The organism is Teredinibacter turnerae T7901, assembly GCF_000023025.1.
GTDB lineage: Bacteria > Pseudomonadota > Gammaproteobacteria > Pseudomonadales > Cellvibrionaceae > Teredinibacter > Teredinibacter turnerae_B.
In genome coordinates, this window is the sequence record NC_012997.1 from 493,179 (window position 1) to 519,376 (window position 26,198).

Annotated in this window: 24 protein-coding genes and 1 tRNA gene; 13 read left to right on the forward strand and 12 right to left on the reverse strand. The window is 53.3% G+C overall.

Going from position 1 to position 26,198, the window contains the following annotated elements:
- The first annotated feature begins 40 nt into the window (after window positions 1–40).
- Window positions 41–946 carry a hypothetical protein gene (locus tag TERTU_RS02095; RefSeq protein ID WP_015820412.1) on the forward strand — a complete coding sequence of 302 codons (906 nt, stop codon included), beginning with the start codon at window positions 41–43 and terminating at the stop codon, window positions 944–946.
- 163 nt (window positions 947–1,109) lie between these two features.
- On the opposite strand, the gene TERTU_RS02100 is transcribed toward TERTU_RS02095, so the two are convergent.
- The 7 genes from TERTU_RS02100 to gnd all read right to left on the reverse strand — a co-directional run bounded on the left by TERTU_RS02100 (window position 1,110) and on the right by gnd (window position 10,488).
- Window positions 1,110–2,393 (reverse strand): three-Cys-motif partner protein TcmP, encoded by a 1,284-nt coding sequence (locus TERTU_RS02100; protein WP_015820867.1) that lies wholly within the window; start codon window positions 2,391–2,393, stop codon window positions 1,110–1,112.
- A 14-nt stretch (window positions 2,394–2,407) separates the two neighbouring features.
- On the reverse strand, window positions 2,408–3,151 hold the full coding sequence (locus TERTU_RS02105; RefSeq protein WP_015819802.1) for a phage Gp37/Gp68 family protein: 744 nt from the start codon (window positions 3,149–3,151) through the stop codon (window positions 2,408–2,410).
- Between the two features lie 400 nt (window positions 3,152–3,551).
- Window positions 3,552–3,628: transfer RNA gene (locus tag TERTU_RS02110), tRNA-Ile, on the reverse strand.
- A 415-nt stretch (window positions 3,629–4,043) separates the two neighbouring features.
- A complete protein-coding gene (gene rpoD / locus TERTU_RS02115) occupies window positions 4,044–5,903 on the reverse strand; it encodes an RNA polymerase sigma factor RpoD (protein ID WP_015820244.1) in 1,860 nt (619 codons plus the stop codon).
- A 142-nt stretch (window positions 5,904–6,045) separates the two neighbouring features.
- Window positions 6,046–7,968 carry a DNA primase gene (gene dnaG / locus TERTU_RS02120; RefSeq protein ID WP_015818017.1) on the reverse strand — a complete coding sequence of 641 codons (1,923 nt, stop codon included), beginning with the start codon at window positions 7,966–7,968 and terminating at the stop codon, window positions 6,046–6,048.
- 113 nt (window positions 7,969–8,081) lie between these two features.
- Entirely contained in the window at window positions 8,082–8,687 is a 606-nt protein-coding gene (locus tag TERTU_RS02125; protein WP_015818485.1) for a glutathione S-transferase family protein, read from the reverse strand.
- Window positions 8,688–8,844: 157 nt separating this feature from the next.
- Entirely contained in the window at window positions 8,845–10,488 is a 1,644-nt protein-coding gene (gene gnd / locus TERTU_RS02130) for a decarboxylating NADP(+)-dependent phosphogluconate dehydrogenase (protein WP_266352078.1), read from the reverse strand.
- A 29-nt stretch (window positions 10,489–10,517) separates the two neighbouring features.
- On the opposite strand from gnd, the gene TERTU_RS02135 reads away from it, so the two are divergent.
- Window positions 10,518–10,913 (forward strand): MmcQ/YjbR family DNA-binding protein, encoded by a 396-nt coding sequence (locus TERTU_RS02135; RefSeq protein ID WP_015819862.1) that lies wholly within the window; start codon window positions 10,518–10,520, stop codon window positions 10,911–10,913.
- 11 nt (window positions 10,914–10,924) lie between these two features.
- Here TERTU_RS02135 and TERTU_RS02140 read toward each other — a convergent pair whose 3' ends face one another.
- The 3 genes from TERTU_RS02140 to TERTU_RS02150 form a co-directional block, all read right to left on the reverse strand.
- Window positions 10,925–11,902 carry a serine/threonine protein kinase gene (locus TERTU_RS02140; RefSeq protein ID WP_015819263.1) on the reverse strand — a complete coding sequence of 326 codons (978 nt, stop codon included), beginning with the start codon at window positions 11,900–11,902 and terminating at the stop codon, window positions 10,925–10,927.
- Window positions 11,903–11,944: 42 nt separating this feature from the next.
- Complete coding sequence (locus TERTU_RS02145; RefSeq protein ID WP_041590019.1) at window positions 11,945–13,708, reverse strand: sensor domain-containing diguanylate cyclase; 1,764 nt, start codon at window positions 13,706–13,708, stop codon at window positions 11,945–11,947.
- Window positions 13,709–13,814: 106 nt separating this feature from the next.
- Window positions 13,815–14,321 carry a ComF family protein gene (locus TERTU_RS02150; protein WP_228378241.1) on the reverse strand — a complete coding sequence of 169 codons (507 nt, stop codon included), beginning with the start codon at window positions 14,319–14,321 and terminating at the stop codon, window positions 13,815–13,817.
- Between the two features lie 324 nt (window positions 14,322–14,645).
- On the opposite strand from TERTU_RS02150, the gene bioB reads away from it, so the two are divergent.
- The 9 genes from bioB to TERTU_RS02190 all read left to right on the forward strand — a co-directional run bounded on the left by bioB (window position 14,646) and on the right by TERTU_RS02190 (window position 23,191).
- Entirely contained in the window at window positions 14,646–15,701 is a 1,056-nt protein-coding gene (gene bioB / locus TERTU_RS02155; RefSeq protein ID WP_015820145.1) for a biotin synthase BioB, read from the forward strand.
- A 61-nt stretch (window positions 15,702–15,762) separates the two neighbouring features.
- Window positions 15,763–16,959 (forward strand): 8-amino-7-oxononanoate synthase, encoded by a 1,197-nt coding sequence (gene bioF / locus TERTU_RS02160; RefSeq protein ID WP_041590020.1) that lies wholly within the window; start codon window positions 15,763–15,765, stop codon window positions 16,957–16,959.
- Window positions 16,956–18,668, forward strand: coding sequence for a malonyl-ACP O-methyltransferase BioC (bioC, locus tag TERTU_RS02165; protein ID WP_015817744.1), 1,713 nt, complete (start codon window positions 16,956–16,958; stop codon window positions 18,666–18,668). The genes bioF and bioC overlap by 4 nt, the downstream gene beginning before the upstream one ends.
- A gap of 60 nt (window positions 18,669–18,728) precedes the next feature.
- A complete protein-coding gene (gene bioD / locus TERTU_RS02170; protein ID WP_015817249.1) occupies window positions 18,729–19,430 on the forward strand; it encodes a dethiobiotin synthase in 702 nt (233 codons plus the stop codon).
- A gap of 221 nt (window positions 19,431–19,651) precedes the next feature.
- Window positions 19,652–19,960 (forward strand): hypothetical protein, encoded by a 309-nt coding sequence (locus TERTU_RS02175; RefSeq protein ID WP_015819240.1) that lies wholly within the window; start codon window positions 19,652–19,654, stop codon window positions 19,958–19,960.
- Window positions 19,947–20,075, forward strand: coding sequence for a hypothetical protein (locus TERTU_RS22325; RefSeq protein ID WP_015818774.1), 129 nt, complete (start codon window positions 19,947–19,949; stop codon window positions 20,073–20,075). The genes TERTU_RS02175 and TERTU_RS22325 overlap by 14 nt, the downstream gene beginning before the upstream one ends.
- A 45-nt stretch (window positions 20,076–20,120) precedes the next feature.
- Complete coding sequence (locus TERTU_RS02180; RefSeq protein WP_015820056.1) at window positions 20,121–20,966, forward strand: putative metalloprotease CJM1_0395 family protein; 846 nt, start codon at window positions 20,121–20,123, stop codon at window positions 20,964–20,966.
- Window positions 20,967–21,181: 215 nt separating this feature from the next.
- Window positions 21,182–22,957 (forward strand): acyl-CoA dehydrogenase C-terminal domain-containing protein, encoded by a 1,776-nt coding sequence (locus tag TERTU_RS02185; RefSeq protein WP_015817809.1) that lies wholly within the window; start codon window positions 21,182–21,184, stop codon window positions 22,955–22,957.
- Between the two features lie 57 nt (window positions 22,958–23,014).
- Window positions 23,015–23,191 (forward strand): DUF3094 family protein, encoded by a 177-nt coding sequence (locus TERTU_RS02190; protein WP_015817479.1) that lies wholly within the window; start codon window positions 23,015–23,017, stop codon window positions 23,189–23,191.
- A 147-nt stretch (window positions 23,192–23,338) separates the two neighbouring features.
- Here TERTU_RS02190 and TERTU_RS02195 read toward each other — a convergent pair whose 3' ends face one another.
- Window positions 23,339–23,800, reverse strand: a complete 462-nt coding sequence (locus TERTU_RS02195) for an EVE domain-containing protein (RefSeq protein ID WP_041590021.1) — start codon at window positions 23,798–23,800, stop codon at window positions 23,339–23,341.
- A 92-nt stretch (window positions 23,801–23,892) separates the two neighbouring features.
- A complete protein-coding gene (locus TERTU_RS02200) occupies window positions 23,893–24,210 on the reverse strand; it encodes a hypothetical protein (RefSeq protein ID WP_015818409.1) in 318 nt (105 codons plus the stop codon).
- A 347-nt stretch (window positions 24,211–24,557) separates the two neighbouring features.
- Between TERTU_RS02200 and TERTU_RS02205 the strand changes: the two genes are divergently transcribed.
- Together TERTU_RS02205 and TERTU_RS02210 are read left to right on the forward strand one after the other, a co-directional pair.
- On the forward strand, window positions 24,558–25,244 hold the full coding sequence (locus tag TERTU_RS02205) for a GntR family transcriptional regulator (protein ID WP_015820922.1): 687 nt from the start codon (window positions 24,558–24,560) through the stop codon (window positions 25,242–25,244).
- A 248-nt stretch (window positions 25,245–25,492) separates the two neighbouring features.
- The gene (locus TERTU_RS02210) at window positions 25,493–25,915 is read left to right on the forward strand and encodes an FKBP-type peptidyl-prolyl cis-trans isomerase (RefSeq protein ID WP_015820013.1); all 423 of its coding nucleotides are present in this window, start codon (window positions 25,493–25,495) and stop codon (window positions 25,913–25,915) included.
- Window positions 25,916–26,198 lie beyond the last annotated feature (283 nt).

Genomic DNA, 26,198 nt, shown 5'->3' on the forward strand with positions numbered 1-26,198 from the left:
TGTCTTTTAGAGAAAATGAAAAGACACTTGAAGGGCGGTCATGAGAGAACAGGCAAAATCAGTGTCTGCGTTTGCAGCAAACCCCTTGCGAGCTCGAATATTGATTAGGGAGCTGGAGCGCAAGTGCTTGGAAGTAAAGCCTGCCGCCTCCGGTGAAAAGTTTGATCGCTATGAGCATCTCAACCGATTTATTGCCTGTCATAGAAACTCAAAAAAGCGTTTTGATTTACCACGGCGTCCATTTTTCCGGTGGCGCAACGGCGAGGCGTTGCCAAACCTGACGAACCGCAGGCTGATCGACGGGCTATTTGATGTGGATCTGGGGAGCAAGCGGGGTGGTCGGAGCATTAATGGCCCTGAGCAGACGCTGCTGGTGGCGTTGGATTTAATCAGCCGAAGCAACGCGCCAAATAACCAGGAGACATTGACCGAAGCTGAGGAAATTTTGGCCGTGGTTAATTCTGCGGTGTGCGATTTGATTCCCAGAATCCCTAACCTGAAGAGACCGAAATTCACTTCTTACCGGGGCGGTAAGGCCCTGACTTCATCGGCAAACCAAAAATCAAGCCGCTATGCAGTGTGGTCGAAAAAGAGGCCTGTGGCTTATCCATTTATTGTCGAACGTATCAATCCCTATGATTCAGTAAGTCCTCTTTGCGCGGCGTTGTTGTACCTGGTTAAGCCAAACATCCAAACGTATCTGCCGGATGGCCTTGCACAAGCACTACTGCTGGATGTTATTAGCGGTGTAATAGCTGCCTATATTGTGATGCTTCACTGGAATCCTTCAGAGTTCCAGACGGGTGGTCTGCTCGTTGATTTATATCGGATGGTTTATCGGATTTTTCTCTCTGGAGAGGCCAAGGTGAGCCAGAAAGGTACGGAGCTGGTGAGAGAAGTTTTTATAATCGTTTGTCAGAATGTCCTGAAAAGCCTGACAAATTAATTGACAGGTTCAGCCAGCTAGAAAGCCTGATTCGCAACTATACCTGTCGTTCTGAATTGTCTATGGATGAATTCACTTCTGAGGTTTGCCCGATAGACCCTGACGACCAAGACGCAGTTACAGGTTGGTGGAAACCGGAGCGGGCATCATAAGATGAATACTTTCAGCCAAGTGAAAATATTAGTGGTAGTTGGCTGTATTCGATTAAGTCTGTGCTGGCAATCTGTGTTGCAGACCTTCTAATTCCCCCTTTATTTGTTCGGATAACCAGCTCTTTTGTCTCAATAGCAGATTGCAGTGCATCCTTAATGTGAGATTCAGATGCGACGGTGAAACTACCCAATTGATCGGTGAGCTGGGAAAAAGAAATGGGGCCTTTCGTTTCAAATATATGTCTGGGTAGTTCCTCAGACAGGGCTTTTACGCAACGCTTTTCTGTCTCTTCGTTTAGAACTTTTTCGTCGCACAGTTCTAAGCTATTTTGGCCGGGTATTTGAAATGCCTGATATCCAAGGCCATAGATGCCAGCACCAAGGTGATGAGAAAAATAAGGTTGGTTATTTGCGTGCTTCCAGTGAATATCCATCATAACATCACGTGCACGGTATACATTTGATAAATGAACAAGCCAATATGCGCGCCCTTTCTTAGGGTGTATAAAAAACAGAGTAATATGTTTGGCGCCTGATGCTTTGAAAATGGCATTTGCTAGCTGCTCCTGAATTGCAGCGTGCCAATTTCCAGCTTCCTTAAACTCTGCAAGGCGTTTCCACGATATGTATTCGTCGAGCTGAATGTTCGAGAATGCTTTTCTGTTGCTTGGGGTATCCGAGATGTAACTTTGCGCAGCGTCAAAATTGAAAGTGAGTATGATTTCTCCGTTGGACAGTTCGGTTAGAACCTTTCGGGCAATTGAAAACGGGACATCTTTGTATGAGTATTGATCAAGAATAAATATAGCTCTTTGAGTGCGGGGATTTCGTTTTTTTATCCTTTCTATTATGCCGGTGGCCGCTTCTGCAAAACTAGTATTATGAAGAAAGGCATTGTTTTGAAGTAGGCCGCTAAAATTAGATTGCTGGATTTCATAGCGTAGGAAATCAAGGTGGGTCGGCTCTTTCTCAATGAAATGGTATTCAGCATCAATGCACCGATTTTTCTTACTGCCAATGTTTATAGTGGCTTCAGCCTCTTTTATGGCGCGCAAAATAAGGAAAGGAGATCCGTCAACGGGAGTTTTACTCAGTGCGTCTACATACTTTCCTCCTCCAGCGAAGCCATCAACAATAGTCATTGAGAGCTTTTCCATCGCGTAATGCGCCATTACCACTTCTACATATCGTTTTAAATAGTCGGATATTATGTGGTGCTTGGTTTGACTGTGCTCGTCCAGCGATGGTAGGGCCTGACCGATTTCCCACTCATATTTTTTTGATTTTTTTCCCATCGGCCCTTCCTTAGTTACACCGCTATAGTGGGGATCATGTCCCAGGTTTTACCTTCGAGCTTACGGCCATTGGCACTTTTGGAGCGCTTTACACCATCTGCTCCCCAGGCTCCCCACTGCTTGAAGAAAAAATCGACCCCAGCTTTATTGCATTGATTCCTGATTGATAGGACCCATTGCTCGTTCATAGGCCGCGCTTTAGCGCCAGATTCTCCACCGACAATAACCCAGTGAATTCCTTTGAGCCTTATTCGCCCCAAGCCTTCCAACAAGGGCTCTATCGATAAGAATCTTGTTTCAGCGTCAATTTCTTGTAGGTGAGGTATTCTAGCTAGGCCATATTTTCTATCTTCCACTGATACACCGATCCAAGCATTCTTGGGAACTTTGCGATTTTTAAAATAATCCCTCATGCGCTCTGAGCGCTTGGTTAATATCTGATATATGTGATGGGGCGTTTGGGTAATAACTCCAAAAACTTTATCAATGTACTCGAAAGGCACCTCTTCATGAAACAAATCGCTCATGGAGTTCACGAAATACATTGTTGACTTTTTACGCTCCAGAGGCTGAGTTAGCCTTTCAGGCAGCAAGTTGATTTCACTAAACTCTTTTTCGTAACCTGGTGTGCCCATCGCGCGCAAACGCTTTGAAAGCGTCTCTGCATAGCAATGCTTACACCCTGGCGAAACTTTTGTACAGCCAGTAACCGGGTTCCAAGTCTGTTCTGTCCACTCTATTTTGCTCATTGAGGCCATGATGTTGCCCCTTGGTTAGTCAAACTTCTGATGGTAAGCAGGGGCGTCTCCTATTAAGTCTAGCTATCGTCAGGCGCTTCTCTCTGTACCGGCGTTTTCTTTAAATATTGCGAGGCAAACCAAGCAGTCTATTCAATGTTTCTTTTCCAATCTACAAATGCTAGGAGTTGCTGTATGTATGTACAGTTTATTTGCCAGTGCATTGAAGATCAAGAATTGTGTTGAGGGTGCCTGCCTAGTTTCGCTAACCCCGGTGTAACCCCGGAAAATTTAACGAACGATAGCCACTAAGGCGAGCAGGGCTGGGAGGGGACGAGTTGGGCGCACGTATTTTTGAACCCCGGAGGGAAGCACCAGAAACCGCCAAATCCATTTAACTTGCTGATTTTAAAGGTTTAAATGGTGGGCCTGCTCGGACTTGAACCGAGGACCTAACGATTATGAGTCGTGTGCTCTAACCAACTGAGCTACAGGCCCATTTAAACTTTTTTCACCCTGGCCTATTGATTATGAGTCGGATGCTCTAACCAACTGAGCTAAAGGCCCTTAAAGAGGTAGTTCCAGCGCTGCTGTGCTACTGGATGGGGGCGGTATTTTCTTCGAAAATCAGGTACATAGCAAGGAATTATTGGGGGCTAGCGCGTGCAATAGGCTTTGGATCGGGGTTTTGCGGGGTTGTGCCTGGTTTATGGATTTAGTGTATGCACCGTTAGGCCAAAAAACTCATTGTTGGGCTGCCAAACCGCGATGTGCCGCGCAATATGCCCCTGTTCCCTGTTCCCTGTTCCCTGTTCCCTGTTCCCTGTTCCCTGTTCCCTGTTCCCTGTTCCTTCAGGGGTAAGTTTCACTTGCCCATAAAAAACGGCGCTCTGGGCGCCGTTTTGGGGAGGGTTTAGTCGTCGAGGAAGCCTCGCAGGTGATCGGAGCGGCTGGGGTGGCGCAGTTTGCGCAGGGCCTTGGCTTCGATCTGGCGAATACGTTCGCGGGTTACGTCGAACTGTTTGCCCACTTCCTCGAGGGTGTGGTCGGTGTTCATTTCGATACCGAAACGCATGCGCAGTACTTTGGCTTCGCGGGCGGTAAGGCCAGCAAGAACCGCTTTGGTGGCTTCCATCAGGCCTTGCGAGGTGGCGCTTTCCACCGGCGAGGTGATGGTGGTGTCCTCGATAAAGTCGCCCAGATGCGAGTCTTCATCATCGCCGATGGGCGTCTCCATGGAGATCGGCTCTTTAGCGATTTTGAGGACTTTGCGCACTTTGTCTTCCGGCATTTCCATGCGTTCGCCCAGCTCTTCCGGGGTGGGTTCGCGACCCATTTCCTGCAGCATTTGGCGAGAAATCCGATTGAGCTTGTTGATGGTTTCGATCATGTGCACCGGAATACGGATGGTGCGGGCCTGGTCCGCGATGGAGCGGGTGATGGCCTGTCGAATCCACCAGGTGGCGTAGGTGGAGAACTTGTAGCCGCGACGGTATTCGAACTTGTCGACCGCCTTCATCAAGCCGATGTTGCCTTCCTGGATCAGGTCGAGGAACTGCAAGCCACGGTTGGTGTACTTTTTGGCGATAGAGATCACCAGGCGCAGGTTGGCTTCGACCATTTCCTTTTTCGCGCGGCGGGCACGGGCTTCGCCGATGCTCATGCGACGGTTGATTTCCTTGATCGCGGTAAGCTCGAGGCCGGTTTCTTCCTCGATCTGCTGCAACTTGCGCTGCGAACGCAGAATGTCACCTTCGACCGGACGCAGGCTGTCGGAGTAGTCGCGCTTCTTGCGGATAATCTCTGGGATCCAATCTTCGTTGATCTCGTTGCCAGGGAATTCCTTCACAAAGGTTTTGCGCGGCATACCCGCCATGCGCACGCACAGGCGCATGATTTCTTTTTCTTCGGCACGAATACGCGCGAGTACGTCGCGTACGTAGTTGTAGATTGGATCGAACTGGCGTGGCGCGAGTTTGAAGAACTTAAAGACTTCGCCCAGGGCTTCCAGCGCAACGCCGGTTTCTTTGCTGTCGAGGCCGTGTTTGGCGATGGCGTCGTTAGCGGCTACCAGTTGTACACGCAGTTCGTCGAAACGTTCGCGCGCGTACTCCGGGTCGATTCCCGAGTTGTTCTCGTCTTCGTCTGAGGAGGAATCGTCGTCTTCGTCTTCGTCGTCATCGCTGTCATCTTCGTCGTCAGCGTCGTTTTTAGTGTTGTTGTCGGTGGAGTCGACGGGGGTAGCGGCTTCGACTTCTTCGGCCGGGTCCAGCCAGCCGCTGATAACGTCGTTTAAGCGGCGCTCTTCTTTTTCCACCAGGTCGTACTCGTCCATTATCTGCTGCACGGCGTTTGGCCAGAAGGCGAGGGCGTGCATAAGTTCACGCAGACCTTCTTCGATGCGCTTGGCAATGGCGATTTCACCTTCGCGGGTGAGCAGTTCCACGGTACCCATTTCGCGCATGTACATACGCACAGGGTCGGTGGTGCGGCCGGCTTCGGTTTCTACGGCGGCAAGTGCGGCGGCGGCTTCTGCAGCGGCGATTTCGTCGGGCGAGGCTTCGCCGTCAGTCATCAGCAATTCATCGGCATCCGGTGCTACTTCATAAACACGAATACCCATGTCGTTGATCATCTGGATGATGTCTTCAACCTGATCGGGATCGGAAATGTCGTCTGGCAGATGGTCGTTTACTTCGTCGTAGGTCAGGTAGCCCTGCTCTCGGCCTCGGTTTATCAATTCTTTGATACGAGACTGCTGCTGTTCGCTCATTAAGTTTCCTGTGGATGGATAAGAATTTCGAGGGGTCGGCGATTATACCGGGATATGGGGGTACCCGCCAGAATATCAATACAAATATTGATCAATTTGCCGCGTCATCTAAGCAGCATAGACCAATATAGAGCGCCATGATTCAGACCGGTTTCTGAATAAGTTGGACCAGTTGGCGGAAGCGGTCCTTCTCTTCGCTATTAAGGTTGGCGAGCCCCTTGGATTTAAGTTGCTCCAACTCCTGGCGGTGGGTCAGGCGGTGGTACTGGTGATTGATTTTGGCGAAGGCATGGCTCAGCACCTTGGCACTCTCGAAGCTGGCCAGGTGGCTGTCGCGGGTGAGCTCGTGGGTGGCGAGCATGCGTGCCAGCTCCTGTTGCGAGTCGATACCGTAAGCCCCGCCCCAGAAGCCGAGGAGCGTGCTGAACGTGGCGTTGGGCCGGTTTTGCAGGTAGTCGATCAGGTTTTGTAAGCGCAGCAATTCTTCGTTGCCTGCTGCATCGGCATCTGGGCGCAGCACCACTTGCTGGATCAGTTGTGGATTGTCCAGCAGCAGCAGGGTAGCGGCTTTCACCGGGTTGAGCGCGACGTTGGTGCGCTTGCGAAAGGCTTGCTTTTCTTGCTCGTCGGGCAGCGGGGCACCCTGGAAACGGGTGCCCTCCAGGTGTTCGTATATGGTGGCGGCGCTGTGCTCGGGTACGTCCACCGGGGGCGGTTCTACATCCACCACGGCGGGTAATGCGGGCGCGGCGTCGGGCAACTGTGGTTTTTCGTGGGTCAGCTCCATCAGTGCCGCGCTACTAAGCCCGGTACGTTTTGCGAGGTTGGTGAACATTAACTCACGGTAAACGCCAGCGGGGAGTTGGGCCAGCAGGGGTGCACAAATTTTGCTGAAGCGCGCGCGCCCATCCATGCTTTGAATATTGAGCCCTTCGGCGGCCACATCGAACAGAAAATCTTCCAGTGGGGTGCCATTTTTGATCTGCTGGGCAAAGCGTTCAGCACCTATTTGGCGTACCAGGGTGTCCGGGTCCTGGCCTTCCGGCAGGAACAGGAATTTGATCTGGCGGCCGTCTTCCATGCTGGTGAGCGAGTTCATGAGGGCGCGTTTGGCGGCTGTGCGGCCGGCGGCGTCGCCATCGAAACAGAACACGATTTCCTGGGTGTGCTTGAACGCGAGTTTGAGGTGTTCTTCGCCGCAGGCGGTTCCAAGGGTGGCGACGGCGTTGGTAAGACCATATTGGGCCAGAGCAATCACGTCCATATAGCCTTCAACCACGAGAATCTGTTCCAGGTTGCGGTTGGCCATGCGCGCCTGATAGAGGCCGTACAGTTCTTCGCCTTTGTGGAAAACATCGGTTTCCGGCGAGTTGAGGTATTTGGGTTTGCTGTCGTCCAGTACCCGACCGCCAAAGCCGATTACGCGGCCACGGTTGTCGAGGATGGGGAACATAATGCGGTTGCGAAAGCGGTCGTAGAGCTTGTCGTCTTCGGCGCGGCGGATCACCAGGCCACTGCCCACCAGCAGGTCGATATCCTGCTCGCTGAGGCCATATTTGGTGAGCAGGTTGTCCCAGCCGCCGGGGGCAAAGCCGAGGCCGAAATCCCGCGCGATATGGCCGCTTAGGCCACGGTTTTGCAAGTAGCGCACGGCTTTATCGCGGCCGCGGTTTTCTTTTAGTTGGAGCTGGTAGTAGCTGCTGGCTTTCTCGAGTACATCGTAAAGGTTCTTCTGGCGGGCGTACTGTTCCCGGTGAAAGGGTGTTTCCTCTCTGGGCACTTCGAGACCGGCGCTCTTGGCCAGGGTTTCCACAGACTCCACGAAGCTTTGGCGTTCGTACTCCATCAAAAAGCCGATGGCGTTACCTGAGGCGCCGCAGCCAAAACAGTAGTAAAACTGTTTGTCGGGGCTGACGGTAAACGAGGGTGTTTTTTCTTCGTGAAACGGGCAGCAGGCCGCGTAGTTCTTGCCGTTTTTCTTCAGCTTGACCCGGTGGTCCACCACTTCGACGATGTCGAGGCGGTTGAGCAAGTCGTCGATAAAACTTTGCGGAATACGGGCCATGGGCGTGCAGGGGTGTTAACTCGAGGAAAGCGGATTGTACGCGGGCCTATGCCGGAAAGACCAGCGCAAAGCGCGCCCGTTCGCTGCAGCACAGCGTGCGGGCGCGAGTAAACTTAAGCGCCCTCGGGCGGGGCGGTGTCTGTAAACCAGCGCTGTTGCGCAATCTCGTGGAACCAGTCGGCCAGTGCCGGGTTCCAGGCGCGCCAGTTGCGGTCACCGAGACGGAAGTCCAGGTAACCCAGGCATGCAGCCATGGCGATGCCGGCCATGTTCATGTCTGCCGGGGTGCCCAGAACGGCAACATCCAAGTTGCGAATACCGGTTTCCATCGCTGTGTTCCAGCGCTCCAGCCAGTAGGTGGAATGTTCTGTTGTGCGCTTGGTTTCCATCATCGTGCTCACGGCGGCTTCCGTGATGCCGTTGGCCAGGGCGAGTGCACTGAGCAGCGGATAATAGTCATCGCGGTCACCGTGGTACAGGCTGTCACCGCCGGCTTCGACATATTGTTCGTCCAGATATTCGCAGATCAGGGCGCTGTCGAACAGGGTGATATCCGGCGCTTCCAGCGCGGGGATCTTGCCAAGCGGATTGCGCTCGCGCAGCTCGGCGCTTTCGAAAGTGGTGCAGATTTCCTCGACTTGATCAGCCAGTCCAATAAGGCGGGTGGTCATTCGCACCTTGCGCGCGAAGGGCGAGGTGTGGCTCATATACAGTTTCATAAAATCTCCTGTGCAGAGAAAAAATGTAGCGAAAGGTCAGAGCGAAGGGGCTGCTCTGGCAGTATGGCCGACTCACCAAGAGGTGGTAAGCGGAGTGTTAACGGAAATTTCAGACGTAAATGAACACCGGGAAGCAAGGCTTCCCGGTAGTGCAGGCTTAGGCGTTGTAGGTTGACGAGGCAGTATCGCCGCCGCGGCCGGTCCAGTTGGTGTGGAAGAACTCACCGCGTGGCTTGTCGGTGCGCTCGTAGGTGTGTGCGCCGAAGAAGTCGCGTTGCGCCTGGAGCAGGTTAGCAGGCAAGCGCGCGGTGCGGTAGCCATCGAAGTAGCTCAGTGCCGAGGTTAAGGTCGGTGCTGGAATACCGTTCAGGGTTGCACTGGCAACCACGTTACGCCATCCCGCTTGCGCGGCGTCTACACGTTGCTGGAAGTAAGGGTCGAGCAGCAGGTTGGTGAGTGCCGGGTTGGTATCGAAGGCTTCTTTAATGTTGCCGAGGAATACGGAGCGGATGATACAACCGCCACGCCACATCAGCGCGATGCCGCCATTGTTCAGCTCCCAGCCAAATTCTTTAGCCGCTTCGCGCATCAACACATAGCCCTGCGCGTAAGACACGATTTTTGCGGCGAACAGTGCGTTGCGTAGATCTTCGATAAACGCTTTTTTGTCGCCTTCGAATTTGGGGGTTGGGCCAGAAATGATTTTCGCCGCTTCCACGCGCTCTTCTTTCTGCGCAGACAGACAGCGGGCGAATACGGCTTCACCGATCAAGGTGAGGGGCACGCCCATCTCCAGTGCGGCAACGCCAGTCCACTTACCGGTGCCTTTTTGGCCTGCGGTATCGAGGATCTTGTCGACCAGTGGCTCGCCGTCTTCGTCTTTGGTTTTGAGAATATCTCGGGTGATTTCGGTGAGGTAGCTGTCCAGCTCACCTTCGTTCCACTCGGCGAACACTTCGTGCATTTCGTCTGCGCTCATGCCGAGCAGGTCTTTCATAATCTGGTAGGCTTCGCAGATAAGCTGCATGTCGCCGTACTCAATGCCGTTGTGGACCATTTTGACGAAGTGGCCAGCGCCGTTTTCACCAACCCAGTCGCAGCAGGGTGTGCCGTCTTCTACTTTAGCCGCAATGCTCTGGAAGATAGGTTTAACGTGATGCCAGGCGTCTTTGGCGCCGCCAGGCATAATAGATGGGCCGGTAAGGGCACCTTCTTCACCGCCGGAAACGCCAGCGCCCACGAACAAAATACCTTTGCTCGCACAGTAGTCCACGCGGCGGTTGGTATCTGGGAAGTGAGTGTTGCCACCGTCGATCAGAATATCGCCTTCTTCCAGGTGTGGAAGAATTTGTTCGATAAAGGCGTCTACCGGCGCACCGGCTTTAACCATCAGCATAATCTTGCGTGGTTTGGCGAGTGACGCAACCAGTTCTTCCACCGAGTGAGCACCGCGAATGCTCTTGCCCTTGGCGCGGCCCGCCAAAAAGGCATCTACTTTTTCGGTCGAACGGTTGTACGCGGTAACGGTATAGCCGTTGTTTGCCATGTTCAGAATCAGGTTTTCGCCCATAACGGCGAGGCCAACCAGGCCAATATCTGAGAGTTCTTTCATAGTAGAGTCTTTAGGTTTCAGGTTAGCACCGGGCGCGTTTCTAGCTGAGTGGCCCGATTTGGGAGTCGAAGGCAAAATGTGTCGCCCATGGTAAGAGCGATATATTTGCTTTTCGTGAAAATTCAATAATTTAGGCGGTGGGGCCGCAAATTGGGGTGCAACTTTACCACTAGCCGCCCGGTTTTGCATCCATCGCCGTCATAGCTGGAGATTATCAGATGGATTACAGCGCTGTGCGCGAGCACGCTCTGGGTCTGCCCGAAACGCGTGAGGATTTTCCATTCGGCCCGGAGGCTCGGGTGTTTAAAGTGGCGAACAAAATGTTTGGCCTGTTAAGTTTCACTGAATGGAACGGGCATACGGGCGTAGGCCGTTTGAATTTGAAGTGCAATCCAACAGAAGCCTTGATGTTACGCGATTTGTTCGCTGCAGTTATTCCCGGTTACCACATGAACAAAACGCACTGGAATTCGGTGATGCTGGATGGCACTGTGCCCGCGCCAGAAATCGCTCGCATGATCGACCGCTCCTATGGGCTGGTGGTGAAAAGCTTGCCGCGCGCCACCCGGCGTGGCATGGAGCTGCGCTGGGGCGAAGCGGCACTGTACCGCTAGCAGGTTGGCGGCTAAAGAATTTCGAGTGGAGGTTCGCTCAGCGCGGCTAGCTGCTCGCGCAGCTCGAGAATATGCTCGGCCCAATATCGCTCGGTATTGAACCAGGGAAACGCCATCGGGAAGGCTGGGTCCTGCCAGCGGCGCGCGAGCCAGGCGGCATAGTGCATCAAACGCAAGGTACGCAGGGTTTCTACCAGTGCCAGCTCGCGGTTGTCGAATTCACAAAATTCCTCGTAACCGGCGATGATTTCGCCCAGCTGCTGTTGCTTTTGCGGGCGCTCGCCGGAAAGCAACATCCAGATATCCTGAACCGCCGGGCCATTGCGCGCGTCGTCCAGATCCACCAGATACAGCGAGTCCGGACGCAGCAAAATATTGCCCGGGTGGCAGTCGCCGTGCAGGCGAATGGTTTCGAAGGGGGTTGCCGCCAGAATGGGTTCCATTGCTTCGATCAGGTGCTGGCTGAGGGTGGCGTAGGCCTCGGTGAGGCTGCCGGGAATAAAGTCTTCCGCCAGTAGAAAGTCGCGGCTGTCGATGCCAAAGGTCTGCAGGTTGAGTGACGGGCGGTGACTGAACGGCTGTGCTTTACCCAGTTCATGCAGGCGCCCGAGTTGTTGGCCAAGGCGGTAGAGGGTGTCTAAGTCGGTCAGCTCGGGCGCGTGGCCGCCGCGACGGGGATAGAGCGCGAAGCGAAAGTCGTCGAATTCAAACAAGGTTTTGCCGTCGCGCTCAAGAGGGGCAACGATGGGAATTTCCAGATCTGCCAGGGCGCGTGAAAATTCGTGTTCTTCCAGAATTTGTTCATCGCTCCAGCGCGCGGGCCGGTAGAACTTGGCGATGATCGGTTCGCCATCTTCCAGGCCGAACTGGTACACCCGGTTTTCGTAGCTGTTGAGCGGAAACACCCGCAAATCAGACAGGTAGCCCAGGCTTTCCACCGCGTCGATGACTTTGTCCGGGTTGAGCGTGTGAAACGGTGTATCGGTCAAGGTGGCTTACCCGCAAGCTGGAAATGGAGCGGGATTGTAGCACTATTTAAATTCGGGCAGCTGCGCCACGGGCACCACCTGATCTTTGTAGTCCGGCTGTTGTTTGTGTAGCACGTTAGTGATATGAGCGACGGTGTCCATCAGGTTTGCGGGCAACTGATCGCAATGGGTGAACCCGACGGATGCGGTGATATAAATGTTGTTGTCGCCCAGTCGTGTAGGCACAACTTTTATGGACGTGCGGATGCGTTCCGCCAAAAGTTCGCAGGCATCCGGTGTGATGTCGCTGCAGATCATAATGAATTCGTCGGAGGTGTAGCGAAACAGTCGGTCGCCACCGCGCTGCCGACTTTTGATGTTGGCAGCGACGTTTTGCAGTACCGCATTGCCAAATTCGCGGCCGTACTTGCTGTTGATCAGGCGAAGTCCGTCCAGGTCGATAACAAAAATACAAAAATGTCGCTCGGATTTTCGCACCACCTGGTCCCAATGGTTTTGGCAGAAACGGCCGAATTCCTGGCGATCCGGGACGCCGGTAACCAGGTCGTGCTGAATATGTTTCATGCGTTCAGCAATATCTCGTTCGAGGCCATTGAGTTCGCGCAAGGTCGCAATGACCAGGCTGTTTTCCTCTCGCCGGAACAGTGAAATCGCGAGTGCCTTCTCGATGCCCTCTTTGCTGATTCCCGTAAGACGGCCCCGTTTTACATATTTTTTTTCTGCGGGGTGGGCGGCAAAAAAATGGGCGAAATGCTCGAGGTGTTTGGCGCGAAATCGCTTCGGAATAAGCTCATTCAGGCGCATGCCAACGAACTCATCCTGAGGGTAGCCAAACATTTTGGAGCAGGTACTGTTGGCATAGCGAATAGTGCCAGTGTTGTCGACCATTAATATGCCATCACCGGATTCTTCGACAAATGCCAGCAGCTGTTCCTGGTGTGCGTGAGCGCCGTCGAGGTCGGCAGCGCTGCGCGCTGGAGGTGTTGCTCGCGAGTAGGTGACCGCCAAAAAGGCCACCAGCGAAAGCAGTAACGTGGCCGCATACAAGGCGAAAACCAGTACCGAGCCAAAGCGTAGCTGGATGGACAGGTGTGTCGTTAGCAAGGTTGCCGCCAGCACGACCATCAGTAGCGCAAGGGCATATTTTCTTAGGGCGGCTGCATCCGGATGATCTGCAAATAGCGAAGCATGTAGTCGATTGGGCGTGGTCAACCCAATTCCAACCACTAGCAGTAAGTGACTGAGCGCTTCCGGCAGAGAATAGCCGTCGAAAAGTGATGCGCGAGCAGCGGCATAAGCATTACTGGTGTACGCCAGTAGTGCGCTGAGCGGAAGTAGCGCATTGAGCAGCAATAGCCCAATAAAAGTTTTGCGTTGGGTAAATGCTGGCTGTTGGCTGAGCGGCAGAGTGATGGCCGCCAATGCAAAACCAACGGCGCTGCTGATAGAGCTGTGACTTTCACTGTGAGTAATGAACAAGTGATGTAAGCCCAGCGAGGTATCGCCAAACAACTCGGTGAAGTTACCAATGCTTAACAGCAGGCTGGTGATAGCTGATAGCCAGATAATTTGCGACAACCCGCGCCGCAACGCGCCGACGGCGATTGCCAGTACCATCATGCCAACCGCATTTACCAGCGGCATTGCCGGATAAAACGCAAAGAAGGCAAAGTTGCGCAAAATATCGATATTGGCGAGCCAGCCCATCATCACCAGAGAGCACAGAAATAGCACAAACCCAGCGCAGATGTCGGCAGGCGTGAAGTCGAAATGATCGTCGGAATGGATGGTGGCCGAATTTGCCATAGAACGGGTTTGGGGTTTTGGTTTGCCTTAAGTATTGACGCCACAGGCCGGATGCGCAATTTACCCGCTGCGAACCCGAACAAGGCGTTTTGCTAGGGTATGCGACTCAGGTTTTGGGCGTACGCGCCAGGCAGGCAATGTCCACCCGGTTGGCGCCCGCGTCACGAAGCAGTTGGGCGATAGCGCCGACCGTTGCGCCAGTGGTCATTACATCGTCCACCAGGAGTATGTGGCGGTGGCGTACATCGCGGGTAATGGCGTAGCTGTTGCGCACTGCCCGCTGCCGTTGTGCGCGGTTGAGGGTTTGCTGGTGGCGTCGAAAAGCCGTTTTCTTCAGGCAGTGATCAACCGGTAATTTGAGGTGGTGTGCCAGCGGGCGGGCGATCACTTCAGCCTGGTTGAACCCGCGTTGTACCAGGCCTGACCAATGCAAGGGGACGGGAACGATCAAGTCGAATACGTTGGTCTGCGGTAGTACAGCCAGTAGGTGTTCACTCAACTGCTGACCTACGATCAGCGCATGCTGGTGCTTAAACCGGTTGATCAGCCAGGGAACATAGCCTTGATAAATGAATGCACTGTAGGTTCGGTCAAAGGCTGGCGTTGTCTGCAAACACTCGCCGCAAAGAGCGGTATCAGTTGTGGTTGGCAAAGCACAACATTGACACCGTTTACCCAGGCGGGGTAACTCGTTTTCACACTGGGCACATATCGGTTTGAGAGCCGGGTTGTTGCACAGTATGCACGAGCTTGGTACAGCCTCATCGACACGGGTAGCAACCTGCGTTAAAAATCGCCGAACTTGATGCATTTCGAAAAAACGTCCTTTGTAAACTTGAGAATCCTTTTTTGGTTGACAAGCATGCGGGCAGTTTTTATTGTTCTGGCAATATCTGTGTCAGCCAACCCTCTCTGTATTCGATTTTAAGGAAAAGCCATGACCGCCGAACAGAATTTACTGCGCCACAATTGGACTCGCGCAGAAGTTGAAGCCCTGTTTGATCTGCCTTTTAACGATTTGATGTTTCGTGCGCAAAGCGTACATCGCCAGTTTTTCGACCCGAATGAAGTGCAGGTGAGTACCCTTTGCTCTATTAAAACGGGTGCCTGCCCGGAAGATTGCGCCTATTGTCCGCAAAGCTCCCGCTACGACACCGGGTTGGAGCGCGAAAAATTAATGGCGGTAGAAAAAGTATTGGAAGAGGCGCGCGCGGCTAAAGACAGCGGCGCCACTCGCTTTTGCATGGGTGCGGCCTGGCGCTCGCCCCACCAGCGCGATATGAAATATGTGCTGGATATGGTCAAGGGGGTGAAATCCATGGGGATGGAAACCTGTATGACCCTTGGCATGCTGACAGCCGATCAGGCGCTGGAGCTCAAAGGTGCTGGCCTCGACTACTACAACCACAATCTGGACACTTCGCCCGAATACTACGACTGCATTATTACCACCCGTACCTATCAGGATCGTCTCGATACCCTGGAAAACGTGCGCGCCGCGGGCATGAAGGTTTGCGCCGGCGGCATTGTTGGTATGGGTGAGGAACAGAAAGATCGCGCGGGCTTGTTGACTCAGTTAGCGAACATGGATCAGCACCCGGAGTCGGTGCCAATCAATATGCTGGTGCGCGTTGCGGGGACGCCACTGGCGGAGCAGGCTGATCTCGACCCGTTCGATTTTATCCGCACGATTGCGGTTGCCCGCATCATGATGCCGGCTTCCCACGTGCGTTTATCGGCTGGTCGCGAGGAAATGAACGATCAAATGCAGTCGCTCGCATTTTTGGCCGGGGCAAATTCCATCTTCTACGGCGAAAAACTGCTGACTACGCCAAACCCCGAAGCCAACGAAGACATGCAGTTGTTCAAGCGCCTCGGCATCCGCCCTGAGTCCTACCATGCGGAAGAGCCGGAAGAAGTGCTTGAAGAACAATTGCACGAAAAAATCGTCCAAGCGCAAAACGACCAGTTTTTCTACAACGCTGCGAACTAGTCTCCGCGATCTACCACGCCATACCGACCGCGGCGCCTGGAGCGCTGCGGCTCTTCCTCAGGTGACCCCATTGAATCTGGAAAATAGATTGCGCGCCAAACTGGCAGAGCGCCAGATGGCGCATCGCTATCGTACTCGGCGCATTGTCGGCTCGCCGCAAGGTGCGATATTGCAGGAGGGTGGCCGCCCGCTGCTGAATTTTTGCAGTAACGATTATCTCGGCCTTGCTAATCACCCGCTGGTGGTCGCTGCGTTGCACCAGGGCGCCGCTGATTGGGGCGCTGGCAGCGGCGCTTCGCATCTAGTGAATGGTCATTCGGCCGAGCACCATGCGCTGGAAGAAGAATTAGCCGAATTCACCGGGCGCGAGCGGGCGCTGCTCTTCTCCACCGGTTATATGGCCAATATAGGCGTTATTAACGCGCTGGTGGGGCGGGGTGATCGTGTGTTGCAGGACAAACTCAACCATGCATCTCTGCTCGATGGTGGCTTGCTCAGCGGTGCCGATTTTCAACGGTATCGGCATAACGATATGGCACACCTTCGCGCGCGCCTCGAAAACTCTGGGGCCGACCAGCAGTTGGTTGTGGTGGATGGCGTTTTCAGTATGGATGGTGATATGGCTGATCTACCTGCCATTGTGGAAGCTTCGCGTGCCAATAACGCATGGCTAATGGTTGATGATGCGCATGGCTTCGGCACTCTCGGTACCCATGGCCGCGGAACTACGGATTATTTTGGTTTGAATCAAACACAGGTGCCGGTGTTGATTGGTACTCTGGGTAAAGCCTTTGGCACATTTGGCGCGTTTGTTGCTGGTTCTGAGACACTTATCGAAAGTCTCATCCAGTTCTCGCGTACCTACATTTACACTACGGCACTGCCGCCTGCGGTTGCTGCAGCCACCAGAGCCAGTCTTAGGCTGCTGCGCGACGCCGAAGAGGGTCGCCAGCATTTACAACAACTCATAACCCAGTTTCGGCAGGGGTGCGACAGTCTGGGCATGGCCCTGATGGATTCCATGTCGCCTATTCAACCACTTATTGTTGGGTCTGACGCCAAGGCCATGCGCATGTCTGCGCGCCTGGCGGAACTCGGCTGTTGGGTGAGCGCCATACGCCCACCCACAGTCCCGGAGGGTACGGCGCGTTTGCGGGTTACGCTGACCGCGGCACACAACTCCGAACAGGTGGACAAACTGCTCGAAGCTCTCAACGATGCAGCCAGCCAAGCTGGTGACGAGGAGGTATTGCCATGACCGAAGTCAACGTTCGAGCCGCAGCCACACCGGAAGAAAAGCCCTTTCTGAATCGTACCCGCCACGAGCCCGCTAATCCGCAGCCCAATCGCTCGGTGCTGGTGTTCTTGCACGGGTGGGGCAGCGACAAGCGGCAGTGGCAGAGTTTTGTGCCAACTTTACTGGAAGCGTTAGGCGACGAGCGCGAAATGGTGTTTATCGACCTGCCTGGATTTGGCGATAACAGTGATTTTCGCTGCGATGACCTCGAGCATATGCTCAAACAGCTTGCGCGGATAATCCCGGGCAACGCCACCTTGATAGGCTGGTCGCTTGGCGGCATGATTGCTACCCAATTGGCGAGCCGTCACCCGGAAAAAATCGGACGCTTGATTACTATTGCCACCAACCCGCTATTTGTTAAAAACGATGCCGAAATTGCAGCGGGCAAGGCTCCTTGGAAGCATGCCATGGAGCGCGAAACCTTTTCTGATTTTGTCAACGGATTCGCCGATGACCCGGAAGCCACCCTCAAACGCTTCATCGCGCTTCAGTCTATGGGGGACAGCGAGCGCCGTCAGGTGACCGACACGCTAAAAAACCTGCTTTCTTTCTCCGCGCACAGTCAACAAACCTGCTGGGCGAATGCATTGAGCTATCTGGATCAGCTCGATAATCGCACGGCGCTGCGAAATTTAACTCAGCCCGCACTGCACATTTATGGCAAGTCTGATGCGTTAGTGCCGGTCCGCGCCGGGCGCGCACTGCAGGGATTAGCGCCCTCCCATTGGGTGGAAAGCATAACCGCCGCAGGCCACGCGCCACATATTAGTCACCCCCGTGAAGTCGCAACTATGATCAACTCATTTCTCCGCCAGCAGGCGCCGCGCTTAAGTCAGCGCAAGCGTCGTATCGCCAATTCGTTCAGCAGCGCCGCCCAGGAGTACGATACCTTGGCGCGGTTGCAAAAACGGGTGGTGGACTCGCTGGTGGAATTTAGCCTTGGCACCGGTGGCTCGGTGGGGCAAACCCTGCTGGACCTCGGTTGCGGCACCGGTTACTGCATTGAACGCCTGCTCCAGCAGTTCCCGGAAATCACCCAGCCCGAGGGCCGCATTCACGCACTGGATATTGCTGAGGGGATGCTCGATCGCGCGCAGCAGAAGTTCGATGAGCTGGGGGTGGCGGAACAGATTAACTGGCACCTTGGCGATATGGAGTCGCTGCCGTTTGTGGATGAATCTTTCGACGGCTGCATTTCCAGCCTGACGGTGCAGTGGAGTGAAAATCCCCTGCAGCTGTTTTCGGAAATGTACCGCGCGTTGAAACCTGGCGGATGGTTTGCTCTGAGTACCCTTGGCCCGGAGACACTGTTCGAGTTGCGATCTGCGTGGCGGATGGTCGATGAGTTCGCTCACGTAAATAAGTTTCTCAGCCTGGAGAGCGTGAAATCTGTGGCTGAGCAGGCTGGGTTGCAGATGGTCGCCTATAAGTCGGAAACGCCGGTGTTGTATTACCACAGTGTGGTGCACTTAATGCGTGAATTGAAAGGTATCGGTGCGCACACCATTAATGAAGGCCGTCAGAACGGCTTGATGGGGCGCGCTACCTTCCGCCGATTAGAAGAGGCCTATGACAATTGGCTCGACCCGGATCGCGGGTTGCCTGCGCGCTACGAGGTGTACTACATCTATCTGCGTAAACCGCTGGACGAGTCCGCGTCCGCTTGAGGGCTCGTTTACCAACGATGTACTGGGGCCACAAGTTGCCCGAATGAATCAGAGAATCGAATGAAGAGTTATTTTGTCACGGGTACCGACACAGATGCGGGCAAAACGCTGATTGCCAGCGCGTTATTGTTGAAGGCGCAACAGCATGGATTGGCGACGTTGGGCCTTAAGCCGGTAGCGGCGGGTGGCGCGATGGATGGCGAGCAGTTCTGCAACGAGGATGCCCTTCTGCTGACGGCCCAGTCCAGCGTAAAACTGCCCTATGAACTGGTTAACCCGGTGTTGTTGCGCGAGCCGATGGCACCGCATATTGCAGCGCAGCGGGAAGGAAAGCGGTTGAGTGCCGATAAAATCGTTGGCTTCTATCGTGGCGCAGTTATGGGATTGCGGGGCGAAAAAAAACCGGATTTATGTTTGGTCGAAGGCGCTGGTGGCTGGCGGGTACCGTTAAATAATTCGGTCACCATGGCGGAGGTGGCGAAACTTTTGCAGCTCCCTGTAGTGCTGGTTGTTGGCCTGAAGCTCGGTTGTTTGAATCACGCCATACTGACCGCAGAAGCCATTGCTCGCGACGGCCTTGTGCTTGCAGGTTGGGTGGCCAGCCAGACGGATCCGCAGATGACGGTGGTCGATGAGAACCTGACCACCCTGGCGCGCTACATAAATGCGCCATGTTTGGGTTTTGTACCACCCCTTGCCGATCCTTCACCGGAAGCTGCGGCGGATTTCCTTAATATTGATCCTCTGGGGTTGGCGGGCTGATTTGGGTCCATCCGGAATAAATGACGTTTTTATGAATAAAAGCCTTTAATTTGGATTGTATTACCTCTATTTTGTCTTACATAAGTGGCGTTTACAGTGTGTTACGACTGTTTTTTGCTCAAGATAAGGCTTAAACTTCGTACGTAAGTATGGGATTTACGTCAAGCTTGGGGGATTGTCCCTGAGCGATTGAGGTTTATTCAGCGCACACGAGGTTAACCATGATTAATTCGGTAATGAGTGAAGGCCTGAAAGGCATGCAGCACAGCCAGCGCGAGATGCAAAAATCCGCGCAGGAAATTGCCGAGGCCAATATTCGTGAACAGCCATCGGAAACGGTGGAAGTGCAGTCTGTAACCCGCACGAACCCCGTCGCCCCTGTTGAGGAGCCTGTACGCTCTGATTCCGGTGGCGACATTGTTGAACCTTTAATTGAACTTCGCCGCCAGGAGCAGTTATTCGATGCTTCGGCTAATGTAGTCTCGGTGGCGGACAAAACTCTCGGGAGCCTGATTGATGTTAAATCATGACGTTATTGCTGCTTTCTTTCGCTGGTTGTTGGGTATGCCGGAGCAACCTCAAATGATCCGGATTCCCGTTGAGGAAGATAAACGCGTACCTCCGCGTCGTCGCGATACTTACTGAGGTATCCCGGCGCAGGTAACGTAGGGTTCAGCGTCGAGGCTCTGCGTGATTAGTTCAAACCTGCCATTTCCGTCCGCAGCGAATATCGCTGCATATCCAAGCCCCGCCGCGCGTCGGTCTGAGGGCTTGTCATCGTTAGTTCCTGCATCACCTGCCCCCTCTCCTGAGCTTTCCTCGCGAGACCGTACGCCGGCCAGCTCTGCCGATTTGTCTGCGACGCAACGTGTGCAAAGTGCCAATGGATCTGCAGAGGCTGGCGCTGAAGCACCTGATGACCAAGCGCGTCTCGAAAAACGTTTGGAAGAAAAGCAGCTGCAGGCGGAGCAACAGGAAATTCGCGAACTGTCTGCGCGGGATCGGGAGGTGCGTGCTCACGAACAAGCTCATGCTGCAGTCGGCGGGCAGTATGCGGGCGCTGCAAGTTTTGATTATCAGCGCGGCCCGGATGGTGTTCGATACGCGGTTGGTGGTGAAGTACCTATCGACGTAGGGCGCGAGCCTACGCCGGAAGCCACAATCGAAAAAATGCAGGTTGTGAAGCGCGCGGCGCTGGCGCCTGCAGAACCGTCTGCACAGGACCGCCGGGTCGCCGCGGAAGCGTCGCGACAGGAAGCCGAAGCCAGGCAGGAGCTGCGCAGCGAACAAGCCAAAAACGCAGATAACGACGCTGATGGTGATATGCGCGAGGTGTCTGGTGATGAGAGCGATGACACGCTTACCACCCGCCCCACCGATTTAAACGAAACCATCAATCCGAACCGGGAGCGTGTGGCCAACGCTTCGATTTTCCCCTCCTCAACCCAACAGCTGACGTCCCGACTAAGCGCCGAGTTTGCCAACGCTAGCGGCTACGAGCAGCGCAGGGGCAGTATCCTCGATCAGATAGTTTAATGCAGTGCCGAGCGGGGCTGGATCGTTTATCTGTGATTTGTCATTTGCGCGTGTCATTAAAATTTTTTTTGGCGCAATCAGAAAAACTTTTTCAACTTTGTTTAGCCGAGATAGTGGAGCGTAAATGGACGCTCACTTTTCACCGTTCATTGGGATGTGGATAATCGGCGTTTCAACTCCTATTGTTGTAAAAACACAACGGAGAAAAGCGCGCCATGCCTGATTATAAAGCCCCCCTCGACGACATCCGTTTCGTTATAGAACGTCAGTTGGCCACCTATGAGTTGTGGCATTCTCTCCGCAATTTCGAAGATCTGGATAAAAATACTGTTGAAGCCATTCTCTCCGAGTGTGGAAAAATCGCTGGTGATGCCATTGCCCCTTGCAGCCGGGAGGCGGACGAGCAGGGCTGCCAGTTGCAGGAGGGCAATGTAGCCGTTCCGCAGGGATTTGCCGATGCGTATCAGCTGCTGTGTGATGGCGGTTGGTGCAGCTTGAGCGGAAACCCTGAGTACGGCGGGATGGGATTGCCGAAAAGCCTGGTCGCCGCGGTGGACGAAATGGTACAGGGTGCGTGTATGTCATTTGGTTTGTTGCCGATGCTGACTGCGGGTGCGTGCCTCGCTATCGATGCGCACGGCAGTGATGCGCTTAAGTCAACCTACCTGGAAAAAATGTACTCAGGTGCCTGGAGTGGTGCGATGGACCTGACTGAACCTCACGCGGGAACGGATCTCGGGCTGATTCGTACCCGTGCGGAACCGTTAGCCGACGACAGCTATGCCGTTACCGGCACGAAAATATTTATTACCTGGGGTGAGCATCAACTAGCAGAAAATATTATTCACCTCGTGTTGGCTAAGTTACCGGATGCACCGGCGGGTTCACGCGGGATCTCTATGTTTTTAGTGCCCAAATATATTCCTGATGCACAGGGCGAACCTGGCGAGCGCAACCGGTTCAGTTGTGGTGGGCTCGAGAAAAAAATGGGAATCAAAGCATCACCCACGTGTGTGATGAATTTTGATGGCGCACGCGGCTGGCTGGTGGGTGAACCCCATAAAGGTTTGCAGGCGATGTTTACTATGATGAACTACGAGCGCTTGGTGGTCGGTATTCAGGGGGTTGGCGCTGCTGAGGCGTCTTATCAGAATGCGGTTTCCTATGCGCGGGAACGCCTGCAAGGCCGAAGCCCGGTAGGTGCTCATTCGCCGGAAAAAGAAGCGGACAATTTACTGGTGCACCCGGATGTCCGCCGTATGCTGCTGACCATGCGTGCACTAAACGAAGCGGGCCGCGCATTTTATATTTATGTATCCCAGTGGCTGGATATCGCTAAATTCTCCGATGATCAGCAGCGCAAAACCCAAGCGGAAGCATTGGTCGCTTTACTCACCCCGGTCGCCAAGGGCTTTATGACCGACCGCGCATTCGAAGTGGCAGTATTGGGCCAGCAAGTATACGGTGGGCACGGCTTTATTCGAGAGTGGGGCCAGGAGCAACTGGTGAGGGACACGCGCATCACCCAAATTTACGAAGGTACTAATGGTGTGCAAGCCATGGATCTGGTGGGGCGAAAAACCGTTGCCACACATGGGCAGCTATTGGACGTTTTTGTTGGTGATGTGGATGCCTTCGTCGCGGGTCTCGCCAACAAGAGGGAACTGAGTAGTCTGATTACTCCGCTGCAGCAGGCGATTGTGTTACTGCAAACCACTACCCACAGCATTGTCCAGCAATCAGCAGACAATCGCTTTTTGCCGGGCGCGGTAGCGGTAGATTATCAGGATATGGTTGGTTATGTTTGCTACGCCTATATGTGGTTGCGAGCCGCTGCGGCCGTGCGTGGCGATGACTCTGATTTTGCATCGGCCAAACGGGCGACAGCCGAGTTTTATATGTTAAAGCTGTTACCACAAGTAGATACATTGGCGCGAAGGGTTGTTGCCGGAAGTGCCCCGGTTATGGCTATGCAGGACGACTGGTTTTAGCAACGCAGACAGCCTTTTCAGCCGTGGCTCGCTTATTCAAAACTGGAGCGCACAAATATGGCGAAACTGAGTTTGGAAGACCAACAACGGGTTGACGACTATTTGCAGGCGAGCCTGCACCAGGTGCCCCGGCGTGATTTTAAGCCGGGCCTTCTGCTCATTGTGCTCATTGGTGTATTACTGCTATTAACCGGGGTGAGCTACTTAGTGGCGTTTGATGCAGGAGTCGTTTGACTGGGTAGTGAAGTGCGGCCAGTATTATCTGTGCTCACTTAAATATAGAGACAAAACGAACACAGAGACAAATCGCTTCGAGTGTTTAGGCGTTGTGTAGATTCCTACCTGCTCTAAATCGGTATAGTTACCTTATTATATTGTTTGTTAGCTTTTGCCAGCTCCCGTGCGCAATATAAACTCAAACTCTGCTTTTGTTACGGGCTGTATCGATAATCGGCTTTGTTGCAACAGCACCATCTCACTTAACTCCGGCATTTTTTTTAGTGCTGCCAAGGTCAGCGGGTTCTTAAATTTTGCTTGGAAGGCTATGTCCACGCATACCCATCGTGGCGCATCTATTTTTGATTTGGCATCAAAGTAAGGTGAGTCAGCATTGAACTGTGCTGGGTCTGGATAGCCCTCTGCAACAACTTCCGCTAAGCCGACAATAGCAGTCGGTTTGCAGCTGCTGTGATAAAAAAGGACCTGGTCTCCGACAGAAACGTCGTCTCTTAAGATGTTGCGCGCCTGATAATTGCGTATCCCGTCCCAGCGCGCTTTTTTATCTTTCGCCAGATGATCGATGCCGTATTCGTTGGGCTCAGATTTGAAAAGCCAATAACTCATGGTCAAGGAGTTTCTCCGATGGTGAAGTCTCTAATCTAATGGCCCTTTGGAAAAGGGGTCTCTCGCAGGGATAGGCTTAACACTTGGTGGCGTTAGTTTTCTACCCATACCCAGCGTACAGGTTCGCCGAAATCATCGGTGATAAGTTTTTTTCTAGGTTGTGATGATTTTTTTTGGGGAGTGGTTGGCTTTTGCTTTCTGCGCTCATCAACGCTCTTGATTACATCGGTTACCAGCGTGCGATCTTTCTTGGGCTCAAAGGTTGTCGCATTAGCAAACAGGTTGGCATTGGTCACGTTACCGCTTTGCCCTGTTGGTATCTTCTCTACGGCACCACCGCCGGCAATGTACTGCGCGATCTGCTCCTCGATCTCGTTGCGTATTTCTGCCTTGGTTTTTATGGGCTTCATGTTACGGTACGTCTGTGTTTTGGTGCGTTGAGTTGGCGCATTAGGTTAACTTAAAGCGAAAATTTCGCAGCCAGTCGAAGCTGATTTTTGCGTTTCATAAAATACTACTAATTTTGTGCCAGAAGTAGAAGCGCCTTACTCCTTTGTTTGTCGCGTATTTTGCTACAAAAGTAGGGTATTCCTCTTTTAAGCGTATTTTCTTACTTTTTCTCTACTACTAGGCTCCACTTTTAAGAAAATCCAGTGTTACAATTCCTGCCAACTTACAGGATTTAAGAACCTTTCGATGTGGATTAACCGAAGGATGCGGTTAAGCCTTCAGGGATTCGCATACAAAGATTACAATCATGAGCGAGATATACGAAGCAGAAGGGTCGGGACTTTCCCGCGTGGAATTAGCTTACCGACAATTAAAGACCAATATCCTGTCCAATGAATATCCCCCTGGGTTTCAGGCGTTGGAACCCGAAATCGCCAAAAAGCTCGGTGTGAGTCGAACACCCGTCCGGGAAGCGCTTATCCGCCTGGAGGCGGAAAAACTGATCGAACTTATTCCGCGTCGGGGTATGCGCGTTCTACCACTAGTTCCCGACGATATTATCGAAATTAATCAGGTTCTAACAGGCCTTGAATGTCTTGCAGTGGAGCTTTTGGCCAAAAAAAGCTGTGGTTCAGACGTGCTTCGCCCCATGACTGACGCAGTGCAGGAAATGGAACTGGCGTTGGAGAATGACGCGATCGAAGATTGGGCGAAAGCCGAAGAAAAGTTCCACCGGCTATTGATTAGTCTGGCGGGCAACAAGCGTTTGTCTATGCTCGTGGAGAATGTACGGGCACAGGCATATCGCGCGCGTATTATCACCCTGAAATTACGTCCAAAGCCATTTTCCTCGACGTCTGCCTATCGCGATGTATTTGAGTTTATCGCTCGCGGTGATTGGCAAGCTGCTAAATCCCGGCATTACGATCACCGAATCGAGATTGGTAATATTCTTACTGAAGTATTGGATCGATACCAGCTCCCTCACCTGTAGCCAAAGCAGGGCTCACCACCCTTTCCTTATCACCGCGATATAGATCTGCGGCAGGCTCCTTGGCTTGCTGCATTCATTCGTTATCCCGCTCGCTTCCGACGTCTCCTTCTAAGGTAGCTCTGACAAGTCCGTGTTATAGCCGATGTACCTTTCACGAACTGGTGAGCGTGCCCGGAGCCTGCATGTATGATCTCGCTTCGTTTATAATCCTGACTTTGCAAGATCACGTGATTACTGTGTTTTAAGAAATGAGTAGAAAGCTAAACAAAGGTTCTGCGGGCCAGAACAGGAAAGCCGGGCAGGGCTTTATGGAAAAGTACCGCCTGAAAGATGGTGTGCAGGAGAGCTCATCGGGTTTACTCTTTCGAGTGCTGGAAGAGAGCGATGGCATGCGGCCCACGGAGCAGGATGTGGTGGTGGTAAACCAACGCATTTTGAACGCAGACGGCAGCGTAATTGCGGATACCTACAAGGCGGGGATACCTGATACCTTCACCATGAAAGAAGCGATTCCCGGCCTGAGAGAAGGTCTCTTGCTTATGCCTGTGGGTGCTCGCTACGAACTGGTTATTCCCCCTGAACTCGCCTGGGGGCGCCGCGGAGCCACTAATAAAATTGGCCCAAATGCGGTACTCATTATTGACGTGCGTCTTTTGGAAATAAAATTTTAGCGTCAGTGATTCGACGAAATCCAAATTGTTTGGTCGACACGGGCGTTACTAGCCATACTGATCTGTATGAACTGACTGCTCAATAACTTTGGCTGAGCTGCCAGTCTGTCGATGGAAGCGCTCGTGATACATGTCTATCCGTAACTCTAGGACATTAACCCCTAACCCAGCAATTAAATGGGTGGGACCGGCTATTTAATTACTGGACGATGAGCGGTATTTTCTACCGCTCATATTCGACCTCTCCTGCACAAGCCCCATGTAAAGACTATGTGCTCAGATG

Bases quoted from the DNA above. Each gene is read 5' to 3' on its own strand.
- TERTU_RS02095 (WP_015820412.1), top strand. From the start codon at position 41: ATGAGAGAACAGGCAAAATCAGTGTCTGCGTTTGCAGCAAACCCCTTG.
- TERTU_RS02100 (WP_015820867.1), bottom strand. From the start codon at position 2,393: ATGGGAAAAAAATCAAAAAAATATGAGTGGGAAATCGGTCAGGCCCTA.
- TERTU_RS02105 (WP_015819802.1), bottom strand. From the start codon at position 3,151: ATGGCCTCAATGAGCAAAATAGAGTGGACAGAACAGACTTGGAACCCG.
- rpoD (WP_015820244.1), bottom strand. From the start codon at position 5,903: ATGAGCGAACAGCAGCAGTCTCGTATCAAAGAATTGATAAACCGAGGC.
- dnaG (WP_015818017.1), bottom strand. From the start codon at position 7,968: ATGGCCCGTATTCCGCAAAGTTTTATCGACGACTTGCTCAACCGCCTC.
- TERTU_RS02125 (WP_015818485.1), bottom strand. From the start codon at position 8,687: ATGAAACTGTATATGAGCCACACCTCGCCCTTCGCGCGCAAGGTGCGA.
- gnd (WP_266352078.1), bottom strand. From the start codon at position 10,488: ATGCAAAACCGGGCGGCTAGTGGTAAAGTTGCACCCCAATTTGCGGCC.
- TERTU_RS02135 (WP_015819862.1), top strand. From the start codon at position 10,518: ATGGATTACAGCGCTGTGCGCGAGCACGCTCTGGGTCTGCCCGAAACG.
- TERTU_RS02145 (WP_041590019.1), bottom strand. From the start codon at position 13,708: ATGGCAAATTCGGCCACCATCCATTCCGACGATCATTTCGACTTCACG.
- bioB (WP_015820145.1), top strand. From the start codon at position 14,646: ATGACCGCCGAACAGAATTTACTGCGCCACAATTGGACTCGCGCAGAA.
- bioC (WP_015817744.1), top strand. From the start codon at position 16,956: ATGACCGAAGTCAACGTTCGAGCCGCAGCCACACCGGAAGAAAAGCCC.
- bioD (WP_015817249.1), top strand. From the start codon at position 18,729: ATGAAGAGTTATTTTGTCACGGGTACCGACACAGATGCGGGCAAAACG.
- TERTU_RS02175 (WP_015819240.1), top strand. From the start codon at position 19,652: ATGATTAATTCGGTAATGAGTGAAGGCCTGAAAGGCATGCAGCACAGC.
- TERTU_RS22325 (WP_015818774.1), top strand. From the start codon at position 19,947: ATGTTAAATCATGACGTTATTGCTGCTTTCTTTCGCTGGTTGTTGGGT.
- TERTU_RS02185 (WP_015817809.1), top strand. From the start codon at position 21,182: ATGCCTGATTATAAAGCCCCCCTCGACGACATCCGTTTCGTTATAGAA.
- TERTU_RS02190 (WP_015817479.1), top strand. From the start codon at position 23,015: ATGGCGAAACTGAGTTTGGAAGACCAACAACGGGTTGACGACTATTTG.
- TERTU_RS02195 (WP_041590021.1), bottom strand. From the start codon at position 23,800: ATGAGTTATTGGCTTTTCAAATCTGAGCCCAACGAATACGGCATCGAT.
- TERTU_RS02200 (WP_015818409.1), bottom strand. From the start codon at position 24,210: ATGAAGCCCATAAAAACCAAGGCAGAAATACGCAACGAGATCGAGGAG.
- TERTU_RS02205 (WP_015820922.1), top strand. From the start codon at position 24,558: ATGAGCGAGATATACGAAGCAGAAGGGTCGGGACTTTCCCGCGTGGAA.
- TERTU_RS02210 (WP_015820013.1), top strand. From the start codon at position 25,493: ATGAGTAGAAAGCTAAACAAAGGTTCTGCGGGCCAGAACAGGAAAGCC.